The sequence below is a fragment of the Chryseobacterium sp. KMC2 genome (assembly GCF_016756935.1).
In the GTDB taxonomy this organism is placed as follows: Bacteria; Bacteroidota; Bacteroidia; order Flavobacteriales; family Weeksellaceae; genus Chryseobacterium; species Chryseobacterium rhizosphaerae.
Window position 1 is genome coordinate 40,778 of sequence record NZ_JAESIT010000019.1, and the last position, 24,786, is coordinate 65,563.

The window sequence follows — 24,786 nt, forward strand, 5'->3', positions numbered from 1 at the left end:
ATGAAATTACTTTTAGCATCACAATCCCCAAGAAGAAAGGAACTTCTTTCCAGTCTTGGTTTTGAATTTGAAGTGGTAAAAACAGATTGTGAAGAAATTCTGCCAGACCATATTAAAATAGAGGAAGCGGCCGCTTATTTATCTCAGTTAAAAGCAGACACCTTCAGAAGCCTTATCGATGACGAAGTTCTACTCACATCCGATACGGTTGTGGCTATTGATGATCAGATTCTTGGCAAACCGGCCGATGAAGCTGACGCCCGCAAGATGCTTCGCCAGCTTTCCGGAAAAACACATCAGGTTTATACCGGAATCACGGTAAAAACAGCTGATCGATCTATTACCGAGACCGATGTAGCCGATGTAATGTTTGATGAGATTACCGATGAGGAAATAGACTATTATGTTCAGGGGTACAAACCTTTCGATAAAGCGGGCAGCTATGGTATTCAGGAATGGCTGGGTATGGCTAAGATTACAAGCATGACAGGAAGTTTTTATACTATTATGGGGCTTCCTACCCATTTGGTTTACAAAATTTTGAGAGAAATATAAATATTATTCATTATAAAATTTTATTATTTTTACAAAATCATCAAACTGCTGATAATAAAAAGCAGATTAGCTAGTTATATTGAATAATGAAAAAGAATATATTGTTCCTTTTAGTAATGTGTATCGTTGCTTCATGTGCTACCAAAACAAAAAAGCCAGAGCAGCGGTCTAAGCTATTGAAAGGTTTTTCCACATATTATAACACCCTTTTTAATGCTAAGGATGCATTAAACAGTGAGTTTACCACCAGAGACAAGGGACATAAAGATAATTTTTATGCTCCTTATATCCCTATTCTCACCTATGAAGAACAGCCTTTAGGAAGTGATCTTGGACAGTCTGCAGCTTTTGCAGAGAATTCCATGAAAATGGCTGAAGTAGCCAACCCTAAGACATCGGGAAGAAACGGTACCGGTATCCCGAATATCCCGGGAATGCAGGGAAATATGCCTGGAAACACCCAGGATAATCAGGATGACGGCCAGAATAAAGGGGCTACCACTTTAGAGATCGCTGAAGCTAAAGCACTGAAGGCTATCAACAAATATTCTGTGATCAGAAACGGGGAAGAGAAGAATAAACAGATTTTTGAAGCCTATATGATTCTGGCACAATCCAGAATTTATCAAAACAAACCTTTGGAAGCTCTGGATGCCCTGAATTATGTCTTCACCCGTATGAAAGATGATAAAAGGATTCCATTGGCAAGAATTTATCAGGGGTTAGCTTATGACAACATCAAAGATTATCATAGAGCCCATGAAACTTTTGCCAAGCTGAAAGGGGAGAAGATCAATAAAACCTATGCAAAACTTCTGAGTATTTATTATGCTGAGTCTCTGTTGGATTCCGGTAAGAAAGAGGAGGCTGCAAAAGAGCTGGATGAAGCATTTGAACTGAATGGTAATAGAAAGCTTAAGAGCAGGATTGCTTATCTCAGAGGGCAGGTACAGGAAAATCTCGGACAAAATGAAAAGGCAAGAGACAGCTATGCTGCAGCCTACAAATATGCCAATGATTTTGAATTTGAAGTAAAATCCCAGATTGCTATTGCCAAGACTTTTAATGGAAAAGGAGACTACAATGGCGCAAAAAATTACCTGGAAAGCATCAGTAAAAAAGGGACTTACGCTTCCAGAAAGAATGAATTTTATTATGCTTTAGGTCTGATGGCCAATAAGGCAGGAAAAAAAGACGAAGCCCAGCAGTTTTTCAGAAAATCTTTATTTGAAAAGGTTTCCGATCCTCAAATCAGAGGTTTGGCATATTATGAAATAGGGAAGAGCTATCTGGAAAAGAATGACTATATCGGTGCCGGAAGTTACTATGATTCAGCACTTGTGGTAATGACTTATGAGCCTTCCAAGGTTTTGCTGAAAGATCAGTCTGAATACATTAAAAAAATCTCTAAAAACTATTATCTGATTAAAAAAAATGATAGTATTCTTTCGTTAGCAAGGATGGATGAGGGGCAGAAAACAGACTTTTTCTCCAAGTATATCGCTAAGCTAAAGGCTAAAGAAGAAAAAGAAGAGCTTGAGAGAAGACGTGCGGAAAGAAACAAAGGTTTTGATACCGGAGATTATAATGCCAATTCTATTTTTGCCAATAATACCAATGCTTTTGAAGACTTTGGGGTTACTACAAAAGGTTTTTATTTTAGTAATACCGGAACAGTAAGTAAAGGAACATCATCCTTTAAACAGGTTTGGGGAGACAGAGCTCTTGCTGATAACTGGCGTTTTTCAAAAAAGATGGTTTCTATTGAAGACATGAAGAATGAAGCTTTAGGAGTGACAGCCGCCCCTAACCCCAGACGTTTTGAACCGGCTTATTATATTGAGCAGATCCCAACAGACCAGGGTAAACTATCCCAGCTGAAAAAGGACAGGGATACAGCCTCTTTAGGCCTTGGAATCATGTATCAGAATTATTTTACCAATACGCCTTTAGCTACAAAAACACTGTATGACCTTGTAGATGTAAAACCTGAAGAGAAGGTAATGCTTCAGGCATTGTATGAGATTTTTGCCATGAACTACGAGAAAAATCCTCAGATATCAGACAGAGCCAAACAGATTCTTTTAAAGGACTACCCTTATACTTCATACGCTGAATTTGCAAGAAATCCTAAAAATAATTCATTTGTAAAATCTACGGAAGATGTTGAAAATGAATATAAAAAGGCCTATGCTTTATTTGAATCGGAGAAGTTTGATGACAGTAAGAACATTATTGACCAGACGATCCAAAAGTTTCCAAAAGATGCTTTAGTTCCTAAACTGTATTTACTTAATGCCTTTAATGCAGGAAAATCCAGTGGAAAAGAGGTTATGATCCTGCAGCTTGAGCAGATTGCACTGAATTATTCTAAAACTCCGGAAGGAGTGAGAGCCAAAGAAATGCTGAATTATCTGAAAAGTGATCTTAGCTTCCAGGCCACTGACAATAAAGGGAATTCTGTTCCTAAGCAGCCAGAAGTGCCTGTACAGCCTAATGCCAATTCATCTGTACCTGTACAGGAAGGCTTACAAAAAGCCGGCCTCAATAACAATAATTTAGAGGGCTTAGAAACTCCAAAAAAGCCTGGCAGTAACAGCCAGCAGGAAAAAAAGAAAAGAGCAACACAGCAGCCCACGGAATCAACCATTCCTAAAAGGCCTCAATAAAATAAAAAAGCGAAGATTAAATCTTCGCTTTTTTTATGTAATTGCTTTTTTTACTGGTCATTAGAATCTGTAGATTTCTTTTTCTTTACTCCATGGAAATCTTTCAAATAAAAAGGTTCAAAATAAGCGGTATCTTCAAAGTCTTTATTGTTTATTTTCTCTAATGTTCTTTTGATAAGAAACTGTGCAGAAGGGTAGACATCGTCTTTAAAGTCAGCCTGGGGAAGATTCAGAATCTCTTTCGCCTTCTTGGCTCCGTCACCTACAAATATCACTTTTTTATCTTTAAACTCTTCAAAAGAGGTTTCATCTAAAATCTTTGCTTCTGTAGTACTGACTTCAATCCCCGTCAGACCGTCATAAACCGCCGTATAAACCTCCATTCTCCTTGCGTCGATCAATGGCACTACAAAATCATAGTTATGCCCTAAAAAAGGCTCTATCATGCTTTCCATAGAATTAACGGCAATCATTGGAATATTCAGTCCATAGCTAAATCCTTTTGCAGAAGCTGCTCCAATTCTTAATCCCGTATAAGAACCCGGCCCTTTACCTAGTGACACAGCCTCAATATCTTTCAGTGAAATTCCTGCTCCTTCCAATGCCCACTCTACAAATGTGTGCAGGCTTTCAGACTGTTTATAGTTTTCAGAAACTTCTTCGGAAAGACATAATAGTTTTTCATTGTCTGAAATCGCTACAGAACAGTTTTTAGAAGAGGTTTCAAGATATAAAATTTTCATTTTTTTATTTTAAGCTAAACCGCAAAATTGCTTTTTAATATGCTGCAAATTTACTCCTTTATTTTGAGACTATTTTCTGTAGATGGTTCTTGGTTCTGCCTGAGCACTTGGATAAATGGTCATATCAGAAACACAAACATGTTTAGGCGCATTTACACAGTAAGCGATAGCATCTGCAATGTCTTCTGCTTTTAAAGGTTCATATCCGGCGTATACGGTTGACGCTTTTTCACTGTCTCCTTTAAACCTCACTAAAGAAAAATCCGTTTCCACAGCTCCCGGCTGAATATTGGTCACTTTAATTCCAAACTCTGTAAGCTCCAGTCTCATTCCTTCAGAAATCACATCCACGGCCTTTTTGGTAGCACAGTAAACAACTCCATTGGCATACGTTTGCCTTGCTGCCACAGAACTTATATTGACAATATGACCTAAATTTTTAGTTTTCATAATTGGAATGATCATTTTTGAAACATAGAGCAGTCCCTTTACGTTTCCGTCAATCATAGAATCCCAGTCATCAGTCTTGCCGGCAGAAAGAGGATCTAATCCATGTGCATTCCCAGCATTATTAATCAGAACATCAATATCTTTCCAATTTTCAGGAAGGGAATTAATGGCTGTCTCAACTTCTTCAAGGTTTCTCACGTCAAATATTAAACTAAATATTTCGGTAAATTCAGATAACTCCGTTTTTAAAGATTCTAACGCTTCATTTCTTCTACCGCAAATGATTATTCTATTGCCTTGTTTTGCCAGAAGTTCTGCTGTGGATTTACCTATACCAGAAGTAGCTCCGGTTATTAATATTGTCTTCATAGTCTTGAAATTTTAATGTAAAAATGTTTCCATATACGAGTCTTTTACTATTTGAATTTTTTGATATTGACTGACTCCTTTATATACTGAAACACGTATTGATCAGTTGGCATCCAATGCCTGAAAAGCATCGATTATATGGTCAATACTTAATTTTCTTTTTTCATCAGGAAGAACTGAAATAATATCAAATCTTACCTCATTCTTTTTATCTGTTTCCTCTAAATAATGGTTGGCTGCAGAGACAATCGACTTCATCTTCGTTTTGGTAACAGCTTCCTGAGGGAGGATAAATGCATCCGTAGATCTTGCTTTTACTTCTACAATAATGATTACATCTTCTTTTTCAGCAATAATATCAATCTCCGCTTTCTGAAAACGAAAGTTTCTGGCCAATATGGTATAACCCTCTTTCCGAAGATAATCAGCGGCCAGGTCTTCTGCTATTTTACCAAAATCATTATGATGAGCCATAGTCTTAATTTGAGAATTAGTACATCTTAGAACTCAATCTTTACTTTGGTCTCCACTTTTATTTTAGCATTTCCTCCAATTAAAAGAGGTCTGTTATCTTTAATGTGTCCATTTGGAAAACCAAAAACTACAGGGAATTTATACTTTGAAAGTCTTTCTGAAATCATTTGATAAGCAAATTCGTCAAAGCTTTCTTCATAGTTTTTATTGTCTTTTTCATCTCCCATATTGGTCATTCCTCCCACAATAAGCCCCTTGATTTTATGAAAAACCCCGGCTAATTCAAGACTCATAATCATTCGGTCTAAAGCATAAAAATTTTCTCCGATATCTTCAATGAATAGAATTTTGTCTTTAAATTCAAAAGAATAACGGGTTCCCAGAAGGGCATACACCAGGGCTAAATTTCCTCCTACAACTTCCCCTTCTATATTGCCTTTTTTATTTAATGCATGAGAATTCAGACTGTATTTAGGAGTTTTCCCTTTTAAGATATCAAAGATCATGTCATAACTTTCTTCTGTTACTCCAAAGCTTGATGTTTTGATGGTCTGCCCATGAATAGAAACAAATCCTTTCTTCAGCAGATAACTTTGTATCACCGTGTTATCAGAATACCCGATATACCATTTCGGATTTTTGGTGAAGTTTTTCAATTTTAGATGCTGGATCAGGTGCTGGCAGCCATAGCCTCCTCTGGAAGCCCAAATAGCACCCACTTCTTTATCATTTAAAGCCCAGTTGATATCCTGTATTCTTTCCTGCTCTGTTCCGGCATAATTATAACCATTTGAAAACTTGGTATAAAGATGCTCTCCCAAAACAGGTTCAAATCCTTTATTTTTAATCATTTCTATTCCCTTTTCCAGCTGGGATACATCTACAGCTCCAGCAGGGGAAATAACAGCTATTTTAGCCCCCTTTTTAAGGGGTTGTGGAAAGATATTTTTTTTCATTCTGTTTTTTGATATTTGACTTCTTTCTTTTCAGCTTCCTCTAATTGTCTTTCAAACTGATTAAACTTTTTAAAGCTCTGCAGGAAAATAAAGAAACTGAAAACTATAAGAATTACCCCAACCACTCTTCTGATTTTATTAGCCAGTTTCTGGGTAAGTTTATCGTGAAATTGCTTGGCAAGAAATATTTTAGCAAGATCAATGGAAAGATAGGTTGCCAGTACAATGCCTATATATAAAATAAAACTGCTGGTGTCGGGATATTGATTTCTTACAGAAATTACCGTTACCAGCCAGAAAAGGATGACTCCTACATTTAAGAGATTGAAGAAAAAACCATTAAAAAACGTTTTAAAATAATTTTGTCCGATAATTCTTTCTTCGCCGGGCATATGCATTTTGGTTTTGGTGACCAGCATCACAATTCCGTACACAAAAATAAGGATAGAAGTTATTCTGTAAAACCCGGGATGTTTATCAATTAAAGTGACAATATCCGAACTGGCATAATATGCCGCAACAATGCACAATAAATCTGCACTGATTACTCCCAGATCTAAAGCCAAAGCATGTTTGGGGCCTCTGGAAAAGCTGGTTTCAATTAAGAGGAAAAATATAGGCCCTATAAAAACCAGACTCAGCATGAATCCTAGTATAACGGCAGATAGTACAAGTTCAAACATTTAATATGATTTAAAATGAAAAAGATTTTCATTCCGTTTTATACAAAGTTAGACTTTATGATTTAATTATTCAATAAAGTTGTTATATATCAACTCCAATTAAAGCAAGTTTAGGATAAGAAAATAAAGTAAAAATAAGAGGGTAAATGTTTCTGAAGTCCGGAGATAGCGCGTAAGAATAATGCTGTTCCTTTGAAAAAACTGAAAAAAAAAGAGGCTGTCCTTGTGCAGAACAGCCTCCCTTTATTGTTATTTTAAACGACCTGAAAGTCTAATTGTTTTTGAATAAGATTAGCTTTCACTACCTTAATGCGAAGTTCATCTCCCAACTGATATCTGTTTCCGTGTCTTACCCCATATACAGCATGTGTTTTTGCATCATATGAGTAAGAATCATCCACAAGGTCTCTCAGCTTGATTAATCCTTCTGCACCATTTTCAGGTATTTCAACCCAAAAACCAAATTCTGCAACTCCTGAAATCACTCCTGTAAATGTTTCTCCAAGATGTTTTTCCATAAATTTCACCTGCATGAATTTGATGGAATCTCTTTCTGCATCAGCTGCCAGTCTTTCCATAGAACTGCAGTGTTTTGCTTTATCTTCAAGCTGCGGTCTATCTGGAGATTTTCCTCCATCCAGATAATGCTGAAGAAGACGGTGAGCAATCAAATCCGGATAACGACGGATAGGAGAGGTGAAGTGACTGTAATAATCGAAGCCCAGTCCGTAATGTCCAATAGGATCTGTAGAATATACCGCCTTACTCATACTTCTCATGGCCAGCGTTTCAATCATATTCTCTTCTCCTTTTCCTTTGACATCATGAAGTAATTTATTCAAGGATTCTGCTACTTTTTTGGTATTGGCAAGATTCATTGTATATCCGAAAGTAGACACAAAATCTCTCAATGCTTCCAGTTTCGCAGGATCCGGATCATCGTGGATCCTGTAAATAAATGTATTGTTGGTGATTTCTCCTTTTTTTGTCAATGAGACAAATTCAGATACTTTTTTATTAGCTAAAAGCATGAATTCTTCGATCAGGTGATTGGAATCCTTACTTATTTTAAAGTAAACCCCAATCGGTTCATTATTTTCATCCAGATTGAATCTCACTTCACTTCTGTCAAAAGTAATAGCTCCTTTTCTGATACGTTCATCACGCAAAATCTTGGCTAGTTTGTCCAGAGTATTTATCTCTTCGGCAAGATCGCCTTCTCCCGTTTCTATACGTTCCTGAGCTTCTTCATAGGTAAATCTTCTGTCTGAATGAATTACTGTTCTTCCAAACCACTGCTTTTGAATTTCTGCCTGATCGTTCAATTCAAAAACGGCTGAAAACGTATATTTATCTTCGTTGGGACGAAGAGAACAAACATCATTACTCAATACTTCAGGTAACATCGGAACAACTCTGTCTACTAAATACACCGAGGTTGCTCTTTTATAAGCTTCATCATCCAGAATCGTTCCGGGAACTACATAATGAGATACATCTGCAATATGAACTCCAATTTCCCAATTTCCATTTTCCAGTTTTCTGATAGATAAAGCATCATCAAAGTCTTTAGCATCTTTTGGGTCTATGGTAAATGTACAGATATCACGCATATCCCAACGCTTCGAGGCCTCTTCGTCCGTAATGCTTCTGTCGATCTTCTCTGCATCGGCTTCAACTTCCGGTGGAAATTCATAAGGAAGTCCATATTCTGCAAGGATAGAGTGGATCTCCGTCTCGTGTTCTCCCGGAGCACCCAATACCTGAATGATTTCCCCCTCAGGATTTTTATCTCCAGGTTTCCATTCAGTCATTTTAACAATCACCTTATCTCCATCCTGGGCATCATTGAATTTTGTTTTCGGAATAAAAATATCTGTATTGATAGATTTTTTGTCGCAGACTACAAACCCAAAATCTTTGTGGGCTACCTTCTGAAAAGTCCCTACAAACTCTGTTCTGTTTCTTTCCAGAACTTCCAATACAGAGCCTTCCAGTTTCTTTCCCTTATAATGGTAAGTTATAATAAGAACCTTATCACCCTGCAAAGCATCTTTCACATTTTTCGCATGAACGAAGATATCATCTTCCATTCCTTCTACACTTACATAGGCATTTCCACTTTGATTGAAATCGATAATTCCGGATAGTGTTCCCGCAATTTTCAAATTCACAATATATTTACCTTTTTCCACTTCCTTAATCTTTTCCGATCCCTGAAGTTTATGCAGTGCCTGGATAACAAGTTCGCGCTGTCTCGGGTTCTTATAATCTATCCCGTCAGCAATCTGTTTATAGTTATAAATTTTTGATGCGTTAGCATTCATAAAACGAAGAATCAGTCTCCCGATTTCCATCATTTTCAAATCATTTTTATGACTTATATATTTTCTTTTTTTTGGCATTTTAATTTTCTTTTAATTATTTCTGGCTTTAATTCAATTAAAACCTTTTTCTAAATTTTCCACTTATGCTTATATAAAGGTAACTTAATTTTACTATTTAATTTCTTTCAGTCAATCAACAGTAATTTCCTTTTTAAATCAGCTATAACGGGAATTTTAGTTTTGTATAAATTTAATACAAATATGGAGAAGAAAAGAGAAAACCTTTTGTTAAATATCTTTTTATAGATTAAAAAGGTTCCGAAGAATAATAGAATGTAATTCCTATTGAACACTGCAAATGTACGAATAAAAAATAAATAAGGCTTGTAAATGGATTTACAAGCCTCAGTATATTTAGCAAGCTGCAATTTTATCAACTCTATTTTGGTGTCTTCCACCTTCGAAATCTGTTGAAAGAAATTTCTCTACAATATCAATAGCCACTTCCTTGGATATAAACCTTGCCGGCATCGAAATCATATTAGCATCATTGTGCTGTCTTGCCAGTGTTGCAATCTCGGGCATCCAGCAAAGTGCGCATCTTATCTTCTGATGTTTGTTCGCAGTGATCTGAACTCCATTTCCGCTTCCACAGATCAAAATTCCCAGTTCATTCTCTCCGTTTTCCACAGAGGTTGCAGCAGGGTGTACAAAGTCCGGATAATCCACACTGTTTGTGGAAAACGTGCCAAAATCTTGAACTTCAAAGCGTTCCGAGAGATAGTTCTTAACAATCTCCTTATATTCATAGCCTGCATGGTCCGCTGCAATAGCAATTTTTCTTTTCATAATACTTGTATTAAGCTTTATTAGATTCTATTTCCTTACAAAGGTAAGAATAATAACAAATAGTGTTAGTAAACCGGGGGTTAATTGTTAAAAGGTATGTTAATAAGTGTGGAAAACTTTTATCAACTTTCTATTTTTAAAGATGAATTTATTTCGTAATAGAAAACCTTTCCGGAAGTTTTAACCACAACTTTCAAATTGTTTTCTTCAGTTAATCCAAACTTTTTCCATAAAAAAATTACTAATAATCGGTATTTAGTAAAGTTATCAACATCTGTTAATAAGTGTGTGAATTAGCAGGTTTACAGCAATTTATAATGTGAGTTAAATATGAATTTAACAAAAGCTATTTGTTATAAACTTTTAGCCTAAAACTTATCCCCGAAACTAACAACACTCAACAACAACTACATTATTCTTTTCTTTATAAGAGAAAAAATTGTTGATTACTGAGTGAATGGGGATGGGGAAAGTTTTTGAAAACTTTTATTTCAATGGATCTGTTGAAAAAGTTTAAAACCTTACATTTGTGAAACGAAAATTCAACGATATTTATGAAAACAATCAATGATTTCAATTTTAAAGATAAGAAGGCACTGGTAAGAGTGGATTTCAATGTTCCGCAGGATGACCAGCTTCAGGTAACGGATAACACAAGAATTGTTGCGGTAAAACCTACAGTAGAGAAAATTCTTAACGATGGCGGATCTGTCATCTTGATCACACACCTTGGAAGACCAAAAGGAGAGGTGAAAGATGAGTTTTCTCTGAAACATATTATAGGTGAAATTTCCAACGTTCTTGGGCAGGAAGTTAAATTTGTTGATGAATCTATTGGTGAGAAAGCTGAGAAAGCTGCTTCAGAATTGAAACCTGGTGAGATCTTATTATTGGAAAATGTACGTTTTCATAATGAAGAAGAAAAAGGAGACGAAAGTTTTGCTGAGCAACTTTCCAAATTGGGTGATGCTTATGTAAACGATGCATTTGGAACGGCGCACAGAGCTCATGCTTCTACAGCTGTCATTGCAAAATTCTTTCCTTCGACTAAGTTCTTCGGTTTATTGATGGCTAACGAACTTAAAGCTATTGACAAAGTATTAAAAAGTGGAGAAAGACCGGTAACTGCTATTTTAGGGGGTTCTAAAGTTTCAACTAAAATCACCATTATAGAAAATATCCTTCCTGCAGTAGATAATTTGATTATTGGTGGAGGTATGGCCTTTACTTTTATTAAAGCGTTGGGAGGTAAAATCGGAAATTCTCTGGTAGAAGAAGATAAGCTTCCATTGGCATTGGAAATATTAGGTAAAGCTAAAGAACATAATGTAAAAGTATATCTTCCTTCTGATGCTATTATCGCTGAGAGTTTCAGTAATGATGCTGAAAGAAAAGAAGCTGATATTTATTCTATTCCTGAAGGATGGATGGGACTTGATGCGGGACACAAATCAAGAGATCAGTTTAATGATGTACTTTTAAATTCCAGAACTATCCTATGGAACGGGCCTATTGGTGTTTTTGAAATGTCAAATTTTGCCGGAGGAACTGTTGCTCTTGGTGACAGTATTTCTGAAGCAACAAAATTAGGTGCTTTTTCTTTAGTGGGTGGAGGTGACAGTGTTGCTTTTGTTAAACAATTCGGATACGGTGAAAAAGTAAGTTATGTTTCTACAGGCGGGGGAGCAATGCTTGAAAGTCTTGAAGGACTTGAGCTTCCTGGTGTAGCTGCAATCAACAATTAATTTTTTTAATTTTACAATATAAAACCTGCTAATTCTATTAGCAGGTTTTTTTTGTGTCAGAATTTTTTTTCTCATCTATAATTTGAAATTTAATGCAATTTTTATGAGCAAAAAAAATTAAAATCTCAATGTTTTTAACGTGCTTCAGTAACAATTGGGCCTGTAAAAAAGCAGTAATCTTGTTGTATTTTATTACGTTATTTCTATACATGAAGATTGATTTTTGTGATTATGTTAATACCTAATTGAATTGATTCGATACTAAATATATATTGAATATTGTTATAATTAGTGAATATAATAAAATCCATAGTCAATAAACTGCTGTCCGGTGCGTATATTTGTTTGAATATTCTGTTCAAAACCTGAATTTTTCTAAGTTTATTTAATTCTTATCAAAGCATTTTTGCATGGGTTGACTATGAGATATTACTTATAGTTATAATAAAAAGTTATAACTTAAAATGGGTGTTTTGCTTTTATTTTCTATGCTTTTTTAAGCAAATTTTGTTTGTATTATCTTATTTTTTTCTGGTATTTTTTTTATTTGCGTCAAGTTTTGGCGTCAGCGGGAGATACATTTGTAGTACCAAATTAAAATATTATGATGTATACAAATGATTTTTTTGCAGTAGGAAATTCTGCTCCTAATGATAATCTTGTTCAGCTTATTGATAGCTTTACCGGGGAGAGTGTCACCTTTCAAAAAGTAAGCACATGGATTGATGAAACTTTCCTAATTCCAAATGATAGTAGAGTACTAGAAGATGAAATTATTTATCGCTCGAGAGGAAATGATTACTACGTAAACACTGTCGTTTTTTCTACTAAAAGGGTATATGTTACTAGTTTCGGAGCTAGGTCTTCCTATACAGCAGATCAAAGGCCGGCTATTCAAAAAGCCTTCGATATTAGTTCTAAGCTTGGACTGAAATTAATCTTTCCCAGTGGGCATTATCTTATTGATTCTCACACTGATGATTTGGCGTTAAGGGGGGCACATGCTAATATTCTGGAACTTAGATCTTATCTTGATGTTGAATTTGAGGAATACAGTGTCATTAAGCTGAGTGAGTACTTTGATGATAAAGCCTTTGTTCTATTTTCAGGTCTCAATGCTGCTGATCCTGAGTTTTTTAAGCCTATTTATAATATGAGTTTTAAGGGTAGGGGAGTCATTGATTTCAATGGTGGAATTTCTCAGTTAAGGACATCCTATAAACGTAGAATAGGTTTTGAAGGAGGGAATTGTACGAATGTGGATATAGATGGATTATACTGGACGAATGGGGATTTAACCAATTGTATTGGAGCAGGTTGGGCTGGAAACGGAAGTAAAGTTTCTATTCATAATTGTATTTTTGAAAATCTTGTGGTGAGTAATGAAAAGATGAATTATGATCATTCTACGATCTATGGAAATGTGGATTTTTTGTCGGTTCATGACAATGTCTTTATGGGAAATCAGTCAACGAGATTAGTAGGTTGTGCTTGTGAGATTCATGGAAGTAATTCTTCATTCTCCAACAATAAGGTTTACAATTATACGAGAATGAATTTTGTAGCTGGAATTCAAAAAGAAAAAGGAAATATCACCAATATTTCAATTTCTGATAATATCGCTGAGATCGTTAATGCGGGAGTGTATCTTTGGCCGGATAAGGGTTGTACTATTTCAAATGTATTTATTACTTCGAATAACTTGAAGCATATTCACGTTACAGGAAGAGAAATGCTGTATAACGGAGGGCAGTGTTTATTTATTATCCAAGGTAAAGGTGGTGATTGCCAGCGTATTACTGTTAAGAATAATGTATCACACATTCTTTATACCGAAGGGGATTATTCCAGGTATGCAGCGGGTATCTTAGCAAGAACTGAATCTTTAGAGATTTCTGATAATCATTTTATTGGACATTCCCTGGGAATCCTGTTTGATAAGGATCGTGATGAATTGAATTCAGAACTCAATGAGTACTCCTTTATTACTATTGTAAATAATAATTTTACTTCATCATCTAAATTGGTTACAGTAGCAGCTAAAAAATTGAATTATTGTTTGATTGCCAATAATTCGACTGTTCTTGGAAGTAATGCGCTGACAAACTTGATTGATATTAGCAGTGCAATTATTCAATCAACTACTATCAGAGGTAACATTTATATTTCTAATCAACCTAAAGTTGAATTTACACCTTCATCTGTATTTTTGGCGGATCCATCTAATAAAGCTCAATATGTTTTGTCATCGGTAAAAACACCTTTGCCTGTTGTCAATGGAGGAGCATCAGTTTTAATTACCCCTGTGCTTTCCAGTAATCACAAGAGGGTAGGGGCGATGTATACTATTCAGCCGATGTATCCGGTTCCTGAACTTTTCTTCAATGCACATACTTTTGGAGCGGGTGTGATTTCAGATGTAAAATTTAAAGTGGACAACACAACAATTTTTGTTATTCAAGGAAATGCAAATTTCGTAAGTAATTTGATTGTTGATCTATAAAACTATAGACCGGTATTTTCCGGTCTTTTTTTTGAATGTAGTGGTAATTATTTTTTTTAGGTCATTAAAGAAAAAATTGAATATTCCTGAAGGAGTGAAGCATTTTTAAAAAATCTTACGGGTAGGAAATTTTTTTATCTCTTTTTGAATGAAAAATTGAAAATCATCAGATAAGATGATATTTGTATAAATTGAAAAACTCAGGAAATTTTCCTGAGTTTTTTATTTTTTAGGTAAAAAGGCTTAAAATTGACCCTCATAAATAGTTCAAAAATCGATTTTCTACTTTTTTTCGATAATGTATATCAAACTGGAAAATTCGTTCGAAAAAAGGGCTTTTACGTTCGAAATCGTTCCGTAGAAGGTTGCTTTTAGCCAAAAAAGGGGTGATTTTTTGTATTTTTCGCTTAACATGGAGATATAATATGAATCCAGGACAAGTGGTTTTATTTTTCTCATTTTCCAATCTGATTTCTTTGAAATTAAATTTTCCATTCCATTTTTAGAAAAATGATAGATATGTCTTGGTACATCATAAGCTGCCCAATATTCTTTATAATGTTTTGCATCGTAAGAAGTAGGGTTGGGAACAGCAATTATTAAAAGACCTTTTTCTTTTAATTTCCCGTGAAATATATTCAGCATTTCATCCTGGTTCTCTATATGCTCAAATACATGCCATAATGTAATTGCATCCAGGCTCTGATCTTCAATTTTATTGATATCGTCCAGAATTTTGGCTTTGGTTATTTTACTTTCCGCTGCTTTTCTTGCATCAGCATCAGGTTCAAAACCGAAAGTTTCAAAATCGTTTTCTATATACTTTACAAATTCTCCGGCACCGCATCCGTAGTCCAAAACTTTTGATCCTTTTTTGATTCTATCGATCAGTATATTTTTTTTATACTGAAGGTTAAAAGACTGAAGAAATTTATATAATTTTTCTTTCAGACTTCCGGAATCCTGATGATGGGAAATATAATCTTCGCTTTCATAATATTTGGAAATATGGGATGGGATAGGGGTGGTTTTAAATACTCCCTTGGTTTGTGTTTCTTTAATTTCAAATATTTCCTGTGAAAGAAAATGATCTTTTATTTTCATTGAAGTCGTTATCTTTATATTTAAAAATTAAGATATCTAAAAGCTTAAATACGCTCTTAAACACCTTAATTTTAGCTTTAATTTTTTAAATGTTTCACGTGAAACATTTATTTTTTTAACGTCCTAAATATACCAGTAAAACGTTTATATCGGATGGAGAGACTCCGCTTATTCTTCCAGCTTGCGCTATAGTCTTAGGGCGGACGTTAGTCATCTTCTGTTTGGCTTCTGTAGAAAGGCTGGATAGCTTTGAATAATCAAAATCTTCAGGGATTTTAATGTTTTCCAGTCGGTTTAGCTTGGCTACATTCTCCTTTTCTTTTTCTATATACCCTCTGTATTTGATATTAATCTCCGCCTGCTCTCTTACTTCGTCACTATATTGAGAAGAGAACTCCTTGATGGCTTCAATTTCATCAAGTTTATGCAGAGTCATATTCGGTCTGGTAAGGATCTGAGCTGCTCTGTAAGCCTGATCTACAGGATTACTTTCTATAGATTCTAGGATAGGATTAATCATTCCTGGTTTCAAAGAAGTTTCTCGTAAAAACTCTTCAAGTGACTGACTATCAGATATTTTAGCTTCTACTTTCTTTAATCTTTCCTCTTTTGCCAATCCTAATTGATACGCTTTTTCTGTCAATCTGATATCTGCATTGTCCTGTCTCAAAAGAAGTCTGTACTCGGCACGTGAAGTAAACATTCTGTAAGGTTCTTCAGTTCCTTTTGTAATCAGATCATCTATTAGTACTCCAATATAAGCTTCATCTCTGTTAAGGATGAATTCATCTTTTTCGTGAACTTTATTGTGTGCATTAATACCTGCCATCAGCCCTTGGCCTGCTGCCTCTTCATATCCTGTAGTACCATTGATTTGTCCTGCGAAATATAAATTATCAATTAATTTTGTTTCTAAGGTATGTTTCAATTGGGTAGGAGGGAAGTAATCATATTCTATAGCATAGCCCGGACGGAATACTTTTACGTTTTCAAATCCTGGAATATGTTTCATCGCTTTTATCTGAACATCTTCAGGAAGGGAAGAGCTGAATCCATTTACGTAGATCTCTACTGTTCTCCATCCTTCAGGTTCTACGAAAAGCTGATGTCTGTTTCTTTCTGCAAAACGGTTGATTTTATCTTCGATACTTGGACAGTATCTTGGACCTAAACTTTGAATCGTACCATTGAACATTGGACTTCTGTCAAAACCTTCACGCAAAATATCGTGTACCGTTTCATTGGTATATACAATATGACAGCTCAATTGTTTCGTTAATTTTGGAGTATCAAGATAGCTAAATTTTTGAGGATTTTCATCTCCCTTCTGTTCTTCCATTTTAGAATAATCCAAACTTCTTCCATCTACTCTTGGTGGAGTACCGGTCTTCATTCTTCCTGCTTCAAATCCTAAAGAAACGAGTTGTTCGGTAATACCAAATGCTCTCGGTTCTCCCATTCTTCCTCCGCCTAATTGTTTATCACCAACGTGAATTAATCCGTTAAGAAATGTTCCGTTTGTTAAGACTACAGATTTTCCTTTTACTTCTATTCCTAAAGAAGTAATCACTCCTGTTACTTTATTGTTTTCTACAATAAGCTGTTTTACCATATCCTGAAAGAAATCAAGATTGGGAGTATTCTCTAACGCTAATCGCCATTCTTCTGCGAAAAGCATTCTGTCATTTTGGGTTCTTGGAGACCACATAGCAGGACCTTTTGAAAGATTCAGCATTTTGAATTGAATGGCAGATTTATCTGCTATAATTCCGGAGTATCCTCCCATTGCATCAATCTCTCTTACGATCTGTCCTTTTGCGATTCCACCCATTGCCGGGTTGCAACTCATCTGTCCGATGGTCTGCATATTCATAGTAACGAGTAGGGTCTTTGAACCCAGGTTCGCGGCTGCGGCTGCGGCTTCACAACCTGCGTGTCCGGCACCTACTACTATTACATCATATATTTCTGAAATCATTTTTATCTCGCTTATTTTAAGCTTTACACTTTGTTCTTACTAGCAATGTTTCACGTGAAACATTTTTGGAGAATGCACTCTAGGTAAATGTATATTACAGCTAGAATAGAGCACTTTAGATATATAGCTTTAAGTAATTCTTTAATTTTAATTCTTTAAATCGTTATATCTGGATAAGTACAGATCTTCCATTCTCCGCATCTCTTTTTCCTCGTCCTCAGTCTTATCCTTATACCCTGAAAGATGAAGAATACCATGGGCAAGAACCCTTCTTAATTCTTCTTCATAATCTCGGGATAGGGTAGAGGAGTTGTCGGAAATGCGTTGCAAAGATACGAAAATCTCTCCGCTTATTGTTTTCCCTTTTACATAATCAAAAGTGATAATATCTGTATAATAATCATGCTGTAAATAGTCCTGATTGATCTTGAGAAGATATTCGTCATCACAAAAAATGTAATTGATTTCTCCCTGTTTTTTTCCTTCTGAAAGAATAATATCTTCCAGCCATTGTTTGTAATCCGTACTTACACTTTCCGGTAAGTTTTCGTAAAAGAATTGTATCATTGTTTTAAAACCAGTGTCCTAAAATAACACTGAATATGCCTTTTTGATTATTTTTAAGTGAGTGGCTAAAGTTTACTTTAATCTGGCCGAAAGGAGATTTATATCCTGCCGTTATTCCCAGTGAGCTAAAATTCACTTTAACTGCATCTTCAAATTTGATATCATTAGAAAGATTGGCAAAGCTGAAATTTCCACTGATAAAATAGTTTTTGTTGAACTTAAACTGGATATCATTAGATGCTAAAATGACATTGTTGGTATGAAGCTGTGCAAAGTAAAACCCTCCAAAACTTTTGAAATTGATGATATTCTGTTCAAAAATTCCGCCAAGTCTGTACTGATAATACTGAGGAAGATTTTCCCCAATAGTAAGTCCTCCAAAAAGATTAAGACGATAAGTAAACTGTTTTCCTAACGGAATATTAATTCTTAAATCTGCTTTTATCTGGATAATTCTCTTTTCAACTTCGGATTTTAACAGATCTACGACCTTTCCTTCGGCTGCGAAATAGACCCCTTTTGTAGGGAATTCTTTGTCATCCTGGGTATCGGTCTTTAAAAACACATAAGGGTTCAAAAAACGGCTGTAACGCCTGTTCTCGCCGTTAAGTTCAGCTTTGAAGTAATCATGGCTTATACCGCCTCCAATGGCAAATTTATCTTTCCATATCGATTGGATATAGGCTTCATTTCTGATCCATTCCCATTTATCTACAATATTATTGTCGGTGTTTTTAAGATCAAAACTCATTCCCGAAGAATAAATACCAAATCCGGGAATATATCCGTTATCAATAAAATAATTGAGATAATATCTGAGCTTATCCCCAACAACCACATCTACTGAAAGGTTGGAATTTTTAAATAAAAGTCTCTTTGCTGAATAGTTTAAAAGAAGTCCTGTTTTGAAAATTTCATCATAATGGAGTCCGAATTTTACAAAATGCCGTGCATCATCTTCGGTAACATATAGCTTGAGATAATTGGCATTATTCTGCTGAATGATATCATAGTTGATAAATCTGTAGTTGTTAGTAGCCACAAGTTTATCAATCATCCGGTTGATATTCCCGTATGTTTGTAAAGAGGGGAGACGCAGTCCCAGTTTCCCTAAAACATAGTTTTTACCATATATTTTACCTCCTTCTATGGCCAGGCTATCTATTTTATAGACATTGGAATATATTGGGTTTACACGTTGTCTTAGGCGGTCAAAAGAACGTTTGGGTAATTGATCCAGCACATTGACATATTTCATTCCCTCTACATAGCCGCTATCAAGAATCTTTTTTTTCTCATCATAGCTGGTAGCAGTCATTCCTTTTAAGTCCGGCTTGATGTTTATATCGGTATATTTATATTGCTTTCTTGTATCTCTTTTTATTCCGAAGTCGATCACCTGGTTGAGAATCGAAATAATATTGTTTAAATCTTCTCTTTTTGAAAGATCCTGGTTAAGGTCCACTCCAATGACGATATCGATCCCTTTGTCCTTTAAAGGTTTTGAAGGATAATTGACAGTCATAGCGCCATCAATATAAATACTGTCACCTATCTTTACAGGATCCATTAAAGAAGGAAATGCTGAACTTGCCATAATAGACTGTACAAGGTCTCCTTTTTCAAAGATCTGCATATTTCCACTTTCCAGATTGGTGGCTACACAAAAGAAGGGGATAGGGAGCTTGGAAAAATCATCGATGTTCGAAACATTTTTGAAAAGCTCTTTAAGGAGATAGACGTTCCTTTGACCTGTACTTATAGAAGAAGGAAGTGTGATTTTTCCATTTTTTAATGGAATAGATAGTAGATATTTGTCAACAGATTTATTGAAAAATGTAGATTCCTGTCGGGATTTAGGATCCATAATCAGAGAATAGAAATCAGTATCCATGACAATTTTTTCTATTTCCTTTCCGGAATATCCGGCAGCATAAAGACCTCCGACAATGGCTCCCATACTCGTTCCGCCAATGTAATCTACTTTGACTCCCAGTGAATCTAAAACTTTAAGTACTCCAACATGTGAAAAACCTTTGGCACCACCACCGGCCAGCGATAGTCCTATTCTTGGGTTTTTGGGAATTACCAAATCCTTTTTTACTTGTGACTGGATTAAAAGTAATTGGAATACGAAGAGAATGATCAGGAGTTTTCTCATAGTTAATCTTTAATATAAATCCGTTTCACCCGAGGGGAAATGGAGGTTAATACTTCATAGGTAATAGTTTTGCAGTAGGCTGCGAATTCTTTTAAGCTAGGGTAAGCATTGAAAATAGTGACAGTATCTCCTTCCTTTACATTAGGAATATTATCTACGTTGAGCATCATCATATCCATACAGATATTTCCAACAATAGGGGCAAGAGTTTTATGAACTCCCAATTTTCCGATTTGATTTCCTATTAATCTGGGAATACCGTCAGCATAGCCTACCGGAATAGTAGCAATACGGGTCTGATGATCTGTTTTGTATTTTCTGCTGTAGCCTACAGATTCACCGTTTTCTACCAATGATATCTGTGAAATCACCGTTTTAAAACTTACCACAGACTGCAGTTGTTTTTGTATTTCACTACTTGGTGACTCACCCAGCATTCCAATTCCAATTCTTACCATATTATACTGATAGTTGGTATAGCATGTTATGCCGGACGAATTTAGAATATGACGGATAGGGGTGTAGCCTAGCTTTTCTATTAAATAGCTTGAATTTTTTTCAAAAGTTTCTAGCTGATTCAGGGTAAATTCTTTTTCTTCCGGTACATCAGAAGAAGATAAATGGCTGAACATACTTTGAACTTTAAGATTTTTGTGGTCTAAGGTTTCGCTTAGCTGATCCAGTTCAAAATCTTTAAATCCCAAACGGTGCATTCCTGTTTCCAGTTTGATATGAATGGGATATTTCTGATCATACCCGGACTTCTGAACCGCTTCATAGAAAAGATCCAAAACCCTGAAACTGTAAATCTCAGGTTCCAGATTATAATCTATAATAGTCTGATAGCTGTGCTGTTCAGGATTCATAACCACGATGGGAGTGGTAATTCCTTTTTTTCGGAGCTCCGCACCTTCATCGGCAAAGGCTACTCCTAAATAATCAATATGGTGATGCTGTAAAAATTCTGAAATTTCATAGCTTCCCAGGCCATAAGCATTGGCTTTTACCATGGCCATCATTTTAGTTCCCGGTTTCAGCAGAGATTTATGATAATTGATATTATGAAGAATTGCGTTCAGGTTAATTTCTAAAACGGTATCATGTTTTCTCAGTTCAAGGATATCTTTAAGCCTCTCAATTTCAAATTTTCTGGCTCCTTTTAAAAGGATAATCTGATTTTCTAATTCTGTAAGGTGTTTACTTTCAATTAGTTCTTTAGTGTCTATGAAAGTATATGTTTTAGATTTAAATAATTCACTGAACTTTGATATTTCATCGCCGATTAAGAATACAGAATCGAAATGCTGCTCATTAACCAGTTCTGAAACTTCTTCATACAATTCCTGTGAATTGGTATTAACCCCTACAATATCTGTCAGAACCAAAGATTTCTTAGGCTTATTGTATTCTTTTAAAAACTGCAGAGCAGTCTTCAGGGAATCCAGATCCAGATTGAAAGAATCATTGATCACGATATTGCCTTTAATTCCTTCAATGGCTTCAAGCCTCATTTCAACGGCCTTTAAAGTGTTGATTTTTTCGACGATCTTTTGATTTTCGACATGGAGTTCCTTTAGGACCGTGATAAGCGCCAGAGCATTGGTTAACGTGGCTTCGTCTCTTTGATGGGCCGGAAAACTGATTTCTTGCCCAAAATATTCAACGATGATGTTCTCACCTTTCGAAATATTATTTTTAATGAAGACCTGGTTTTCTTTTTTTAATCCGTAAGAGATTAATTTTTTATCTGAGTACAGGTCTTTTATTTTTTTGCTTACTAAAGAATGGTCACCATTATAAATGATCACCTGAGAATCTTTAAAAAGTTTGATCTTTTCATCAATCAGTTCTTCTTCCGAAGAAAAGTTGGCTGCATGTGCTGTTCCTATATGGGTTAACAATCCGATTTGAGGATGAAAAATATTTTCTAAATTTTCCATTTCGTCCGGTTGGGAAATTCCCACTTCAAAAATCCCTAGTGTATGGGAAGTATTGATTTGAAGAAGAGAAAGAGGAAGGCCAATTTGCGAATTAAAACTTTTAGGGCTTTTTACCGTTGGAAATTCATTCCACAGGCATTGGTAAAGCCATTCTTTTAAAATAGTTTTTCCGTTACTTCCCGTAATTCCGATGGATTGCAAATGGGAATGTTCGAAATGATATTTTGCCAGCTTTTGAAGAAAATCCACAGAATTCTCAACAATAATCCAGGTTATGTTTTCAAACTGCGGATACTGATGTTCAGAAATAATTACCTGGATCCCCCTGTCTATCGCAGATTCAATAAATTTTTCACCGGAGTTTTTATGGGTATTTATAGCAATAAAAGCAGTATTCTTTGTAGAATATATAATTCTGCTGTCAAAAGCTATATTTTTGATCATTAAATCTCCATCTCCAATAACCTGTGCATTGGTGATTGCTGCAATTTGTTGTACTGTATAGTTCATTGGTACCCTTTCTGCTTATTTATGTAAAGGCAAATTTGTTTATTTTAAAACCTGCCTGTCAGTTTTTTAGATTATTTTTCTTTGCAAGCACTTCATCCATAAAAACACGGCGGCTTACTGCTTCATAACTTTCTGTTTCACCCAATTCCACCAGATTATTTCCCTGAGAAATTCTCATGGAATAATTGGCAAGATTACCTGTTCTCTTACAAATAGCATGCACTTTTGTTACATACTCTGCAGTAGCCATCAAATTGGGCATAGGACCAAAGGGACGCCCCAGGAAGTCCATATCCAACCCTGCAATAACTACTCTTATGCCACTATTGGCAAGCTGATTGGCAATCTCTACAATGCTTTCATCAAAAAACTGAGCTTCATCTATTCCTACCACATCACAGTTGGAAGCCAACAAAAGAATTTCATTGGGATTTTCTACTGCTGTACTTCGTATTTTATTCTGATTATGGGATACTACATCATCTTCAGAATACCGGACGTCCAGTTTCGGTTTAAAAATTTCTACATTCTGTCCCGCCATTTCTGCTCTCCGTAATCTTCGGATTAATTCCTCAGTTTTACCGGAAAACATAGAGCCACAGATAACTTCCATCCAACCGCTTTGTTTGGAATGATTAATTGTATTTTCTAAAAACATTTGTTAAATTAGCCGTATATTTTTAACATCAAAAGTAAGCAATTTTAATAAGAATCTTATTATGCAGAATATCCAAGATTTAAAGGAAAAAATTTTTTTTGAATCCAAGAATATCATTGATAATCTGGACAAAATAAATAACGTAGACGAATTACTTTCCAAGCAAGATCTTGTAGATGAGCTTGCTAACAGGATTTCTTTTTTGAAATTAGTAGAAAAAAATATAGAATATTTCATTACTGAAGATCCTGTTCACCATTTCGAAAATAAGCATCATTCTTTTGCTTCCGGAGATCTGGAATCTCATGATTCCGGGAATGAAGTAACAGAAGAAGAAGCTATTTTTAATAATGAACTGAATGAGATTGATGAAAATGAAAATGATAGCTTTGCAGCTGCAATTGATGAAGAAGCATTGTTCAATAATCAGCTGAATGAAATCATGGAAAATGAATTCCATGAAAATATCATCAGCTTTGTTGATGAAAGCTATGAATACAAAAAAACAGAAACCTATCAGCAGGATAACTCTCAGCATGGAGTAACCGAGGAAGAAGCTGTTTTTAACAATCAACTGAACGAAATTGACGAGAACGAAATTTCGGGAAGTGAAGCAGCTGTGTTAAGTTTTATAGATGAAGAAAAAGTACTTGCTGATGCTGTCCCGGACTATGATGAAGATATTGATGATAGTGTCTTTAATGAAAATATTACAGAAGAAGAAGTACGGTTTAATAATGAGCTGAATGAAATAGAAAGTTCTGAAGAAGAGGAAGCTCAACAGGAAGAAAAGCCTAGGGATGAAGTATTTGTGGAGGAATCCAGAGTACCTACAGAAAGAATCCCAAGTATTTTTGATACCGAAACACTGGAAGATGAAATATTGATTGAAGAAACTGAGGAAGAGTTTATTGCTCCAACGACTTCAATAGAGCAGGGAGAAATGGCTACCGAAACTTCGAATGTAGAAAATATCCTAAGTGAGATAAAAAACGAAACTCCTGAAGAAGAAAAAGAAGAACGGGTGCTTGCAGAAGTATATGACAGAAGAAAAATTGTTGAAATAGATAAACCTGTTCCGGAAGAAACAGAAAAACATCCTTCTGATGAAAGTTTTGAAAATTTGGATGCATATCATCAGGAGAAAAAAATAAAATTAGCCAATATCAAAGGACTAAAAGCAGTTCAGTCTCTTTTTGACGATGATCCTTTGGAAAGAGAAATTCCCAAGGAAAATCAGGCTCCGGTAGTGAAGGAGGAAACAGGAAGCATTTTGAAATCCAATATTCCTACCAACTTTATGGAAGCTGACAAGCAAAAACCCGAATTCAAACTGGATTTGAATGACAGGATTGCTTTTTCAAAGATGCTGTTTGATGGAAGTCAGGCGGATCTTAATGAAACGGTAGCCCAGCTCAACCAGTTTAGAAGCATTGAAGAAGCAAAGGAATATCTGAGTGATCTTTATTATGCCAGAAAATGGAGTAAAGTGGATGAATATGCTCAGAGGCTTTGGATATTGGTGGAAAATAAATTCTTATAATT

Annotated in this window: 18 protein-coding genes; 5 read left to right on the forward strand and 13 right to left on the reverse strand. The window is 35.4% G+C overall.

What is annotated here, in order from left to right; genetic code table 11:
- Together JML65_RS19035 and JML65_RS19040 are read left to right on the forward strand one after the other, a co-directional pair.
- Nucleotides 1-555: a Maf family protein gene (locus JML65_RS19035; RefSeq protein ID WP_202271733.1), complete on the forward strand. Its 555-nt coding sequence runs from the start codon at nt 1-3 to the stop codon at nt 553-555.
- Nucleotides 556-641: 86 nt separating this feature from the next.
- Nucleotides 642-3,224 carry a tetratricopeptide repeat protein gene (locus JML65_RS19040; protein ID WP_202271734.1) on the forward strand — a complete coding sequence of 861 codons (2,583 nt, stop codon included), beginning with the start codon at nt 642-644 and terminating at the stop codon, nt 3,222-3,224.
- A gap of 50 nt (nt 3,225-3,274) precedes the next feature.
- Here the strand turns inward: JML65_RS19040 and tsaB are convergent, their stop codons facing one another.
- The 7 genes from tsaB to rpiB form a co-directional block, all read right to left on the reverse strand.
- Nucleotides 3,275-3,967 (reverse strand): tRNA (adenosine(37)-N6)-threonylcarbamoyltransferase complex dimerization subunit type 1 TsaB, encoded by a 693-nt coding sequence (tsaB, locus tag JML65_RS19045; protein ID WP_202271735.1) that lies wholly within the window; start codon nt 3,965-3,967, stop codon nt 3,275-3,277.
- A gap of 69 nt (nt 3,968-4,036) precedes the next feature.
- Nucleotides 4,037-4,786: an SDR family NAD(P)-dependent oxidoreductase gene (locus JML65_RS19050; RefSeq protein ID WP_202271736.1), complete on the reverse strand. Its 750-nt coding sequence runs from the start codon at nt 4,784-4,786 to the stop codon at nt 4,037-4,039.
- A 102-nt stretch (nt 4,787-4,888) separates the two neighbouring features.
- Nucleotides 4,889-5,260, reverse strand: coding sequence for a YraN family protein (locus JML65_RS19055; RefSeq protein WP_047489942.1), 372 nt, complete (start codon nt 5,258-5,260; stop codon nt 4,889-4,891).
- 26 nt (nt 5,261-5,286) lie between these two features.
- Entirely contained in the window at nt 5,287-6,216 is a 930-nt protein-coding gene (locus JML65_RS19060; RefSeq protein ID WP_202271737.1) for an LD-carboxypeptidase, read from the reverse strand.
- The gene (locus JML65_RS19065) at nt 6,213-6,899 is read right to left on the reverse strand and encodes a LysE family translocator (protein ID WP_047489946.1); all 687 of its coding nucleotides are present in this window, start codon (nt 6,897-6,899) and stop codon (nt 6,213-6,215) included. Before JML65_RS19065 ends, JML65_RS19060 begins: the two co-directional genes overlap by 4 nt.
- A 254-nt stretch (nt 6,900-7,153) precedes the next feature.
- Nucleotides 7,154-9,304, reverse strand: coding sequence for a ribonuclease R (gene rnr / locus JML65_RS19070; protein WP_202271738.1), 2,151 nt, complete (start codon nt 9,302-9,304; stop codon nt 7,154-7,156).
- A 336-nt stretch (nt 9,305-9,640) separates the two neighbouring features.
- Entirely contained in the window at nt 9,641-10,075 is a 435-nt protein-coding gene (rpiB, locus tag JML65_RS19075) for a ribose 5-phosphate isomerase B (protein ID WP_047489952.1), read from the reverse strand.
- Between the two features lie 554 nt (nt 10,076-10,629).
- On the opposite strand from rpiB, the gene JML65_RS19080 reads away from it, so the two are divergent.
- Nucleotides 10,630-11,820 (forward strand): phosphoglycerate kinase, encoded by a 1,191-nt coding sequence (locus JML65_RS19080; RefSeq protein ID WP_202271739.1) that lies wholly within the window; start codon nt 10,630-10,632, stop codon nt 11,818-11,820.
- Nucleotides 11,821-12,424: 604 nt separating this feature from the next.
- Nucleotides 12,425-14,323, forward strand: a complete 1,899-nt coding sequence (locus JML65_RS19085; protein WP_202271740.1) for a hypothetical protein — start codon at nt 12,425-12,427, stop codon at nt 14,321-14,323.
- 282 nt (nt 14,324-14,605) lie between these two features.
- Here JML65_RS19085 and JML65_RS19090 read toward each other — a convergent pair whose 3' ends face one another.
- From JML65_RS19090 to JML65_RS19115, 6 genes are all read right to left on the reverse strand, one after another.
- Nucleotides 14,606-15,427, reverse strand: a complete 822-nt coding sequence (locus JML65_RS19090) for a class I SAM-dependent methyltransferase (protein ID WP_202271741.1) — start codon at nt 15,425-15,427, stop codon at nt 14,606-14,608.
- Nucleotides 15,428-15,542: 115 nt separating this feature from the next.
- Nucleotides 15,543-17,405 carry a tRNA uridine-5-carboxymethylaminomethyl(34) synthesis enzyme MnmG gene (gene mnmG / locus JML65_RS19095; protein WP_047489963.1) on the reverse strand — a complete coding sequence of 621 codons (1,863 nt, stop codon included), beginning with the start codon at nt 17,403-17,405 and terminating at the stop codon, nt 15,543-15,545.
- A gap of 147 nt (nt 17,406-17,552) precedes the next feature.
- Entirely contained in the window at nt 17,553-17,972 is a 420-nt protein-coding gene (ybeY, locus tag JML65_RS19100; protein WP_047489968.1) for an rRNA maturation RNase YbeY, read from the reverse strand.
- A gap of 4 nt (nt 17,973-17,976) precedes the next feature.
- Nucleotides 17,977-20,133: a patatin-like phospholipase family protein gene (locus JML65_RS19105; protein ID WP_202271742.1), complete on the reverse strand. Its 2,157-nt coding sequence runs from the start codon at nt 20,131-20,133 to the stop codon at nt 17,977-17,979.
- A gap of 2 nt (nt 20,134-20,135) precedes the next feature.
- A complete protein-coding gene (locus JML65_RS19110) occupies nt 20,136-22,583 on the reverse strand; it encodes a bifunctional UDP-N-acetylmuramoyl-tripeptide:D-alanyl-D-alanine ligase/alanine racemase (protein ID WP_202271743.1) in 2,448 nt (815 codons plus the stop codon).
- 58 nt (nt 22,584-22,641) lie between these two features.
- Entirely contained in the window at nt 22,642-23,241 is a 600-nt protein-coding gene (locus JML65_RS19115; RefSeq protein ID WP_047489976.1) for a thymidine kinase, read from the reverse strand.
- Nucleotides 23,242-23,302: 61 nt separating this feature from the next.
- Between JML65_RS19115 and JML65_RS19120 the strand changes: the two genes are divergently transcribed.
- A complete protein-coding gene (locus JML65_RS19120; RefSeq protein ID WP_202271744.1) occupies nt 23,303-24,784 on the forward strand; it encodes a hypothetical protein in 1,482 nt (493 codons plus the stop codon).
- Nucleotides 24,785-24,786 lie beyond the last annotated feature (2 nt).

Excerpts from the sequence above, each read along its gene's own strand:
- JML65_RS19050 (WP_202271736.1), bottom strand. The coding sequence starts at position 4,786 with ATGAAGACAATATTAATAACCGGAGCTACTTCTGGTATAGGTAAATCC.
- JML65_RS19035 (WP_202271733.1), top strand. The coding sequence starts at position 1 with ATGAAATTACTTTTAGCATCACAATCCCCAAGAAGAAAGGAACTTCTT.
- ybeY (WP_047489968.1), bottom strand. The coding sequence starts at position 17,972 with ATGATACAATTCTTTTACGAAAACTTACCGGAAAGTGTAAGTACGGAT.
- mnmG (WP_047489963.1), bottom strand. The coding sequence starts at position 17,405 with ATGATTTCAGAAATATATGATGTAATAGTAGTAGGTGCCGGACACGCA.
- rnr (WP_202271738.1), bottom strand. The coding sequence starts at position 9,304 with ATGCCAAAAAAAAGAAAATATATAAGTCATAAAAATGATTTGAAAATG.
- JML65_RS19120 (WP_202271744.1), top strand. The coding sequence starts at position 23,303 with ATGCAGAATATCCAAGATTTAAAGGAAAAAATTTTTTTTGAATCCAAG.
- JML65_RS19065 (WP_047489946.1), bottom strand. The coding sequence starts at position 6,899 with ATGTTTGAACTTGTACTATCTGCCGTTATACTAGGATTCATGCTGAGT.
- JML65_RS19080 (WP_202271739.1), top strand. The coding sequence starts at position 10,630 with ATGAAAACAATCAATGATTTCAATTTTAAAGATAAGAAGGCACTGGTA.
- tsaB (WP_202271735.1), bottom strand. The coding sequence starts at position 3,967 with ATGAAAATTTTATATCTTGAAACCTCTTCTAAAAACTGTTCTGTAGCG.
- JML65_RS19090 (WP_202271741.1), bottom strand. The coding sequence starts at position 15,427 with ATGAAAATAAAAGATCATTTTCTTTCACAGGAAATATTTGAAATTAAA.
- JML65_RS19105 (WP_202271742.1), bottom strand. The coding sequence starts at position 20,133 with ATGAGAAAACTCCTGATCATTCTCTTCGTATTCCAATTACTTTTAATC.
- JML65_RS19085 (WP_202271740.1), top strand. The coding sequence starts at position 12,425 with ATGATGTATACAAATGATTTTTTTGCAGTAGGAAATTCTGCTCCTAAT.
- JML65_RS19110 (WP_202271743.1), bottom strand. The coding sequence starts at position 22,583 with ATGAACTATACAGTACAACAAATTGCAGCAATCACCAATGCACAGGTT.
- rpiB (WP_047489952.1), bottom strand. The coding sequence starts at position 10,075 with ATGAAAAGAAAAATTGCTATTGCAGCGGACCATGCAGGCTATGAATAT.
- JML65_RS19055 (WP_047489942.1), bottom strand. The coding sequence starts at position 5,260 with ATGGCTCATCATAATGATTTTGGTAAAATAGCAGAAGACCTGGCCGCT.
- JML65_RS19040 (WP_202271734.1), top strand. The coding sequence starts at position 642 with ATGAAAAAGAATATATTGTTCCTTTTAGTAATGTGTATCGTTGCTTCA.
- JML65_RS19115 (WP_047489976.1), bottom strand. The coding sequence starts at position 23,241 with ATGTTTTTAGAAAATACAATTAATCATTCCAAACAAAGCGGTTGGATG.
- JML65_RS19060 (WP_202271737.1), bottom strand. The coding sequence starts at position 6,216 with ATGAAAAAAAATATCTTTCCACAACCCCTTAAAAAGGGGGCTAAAATA.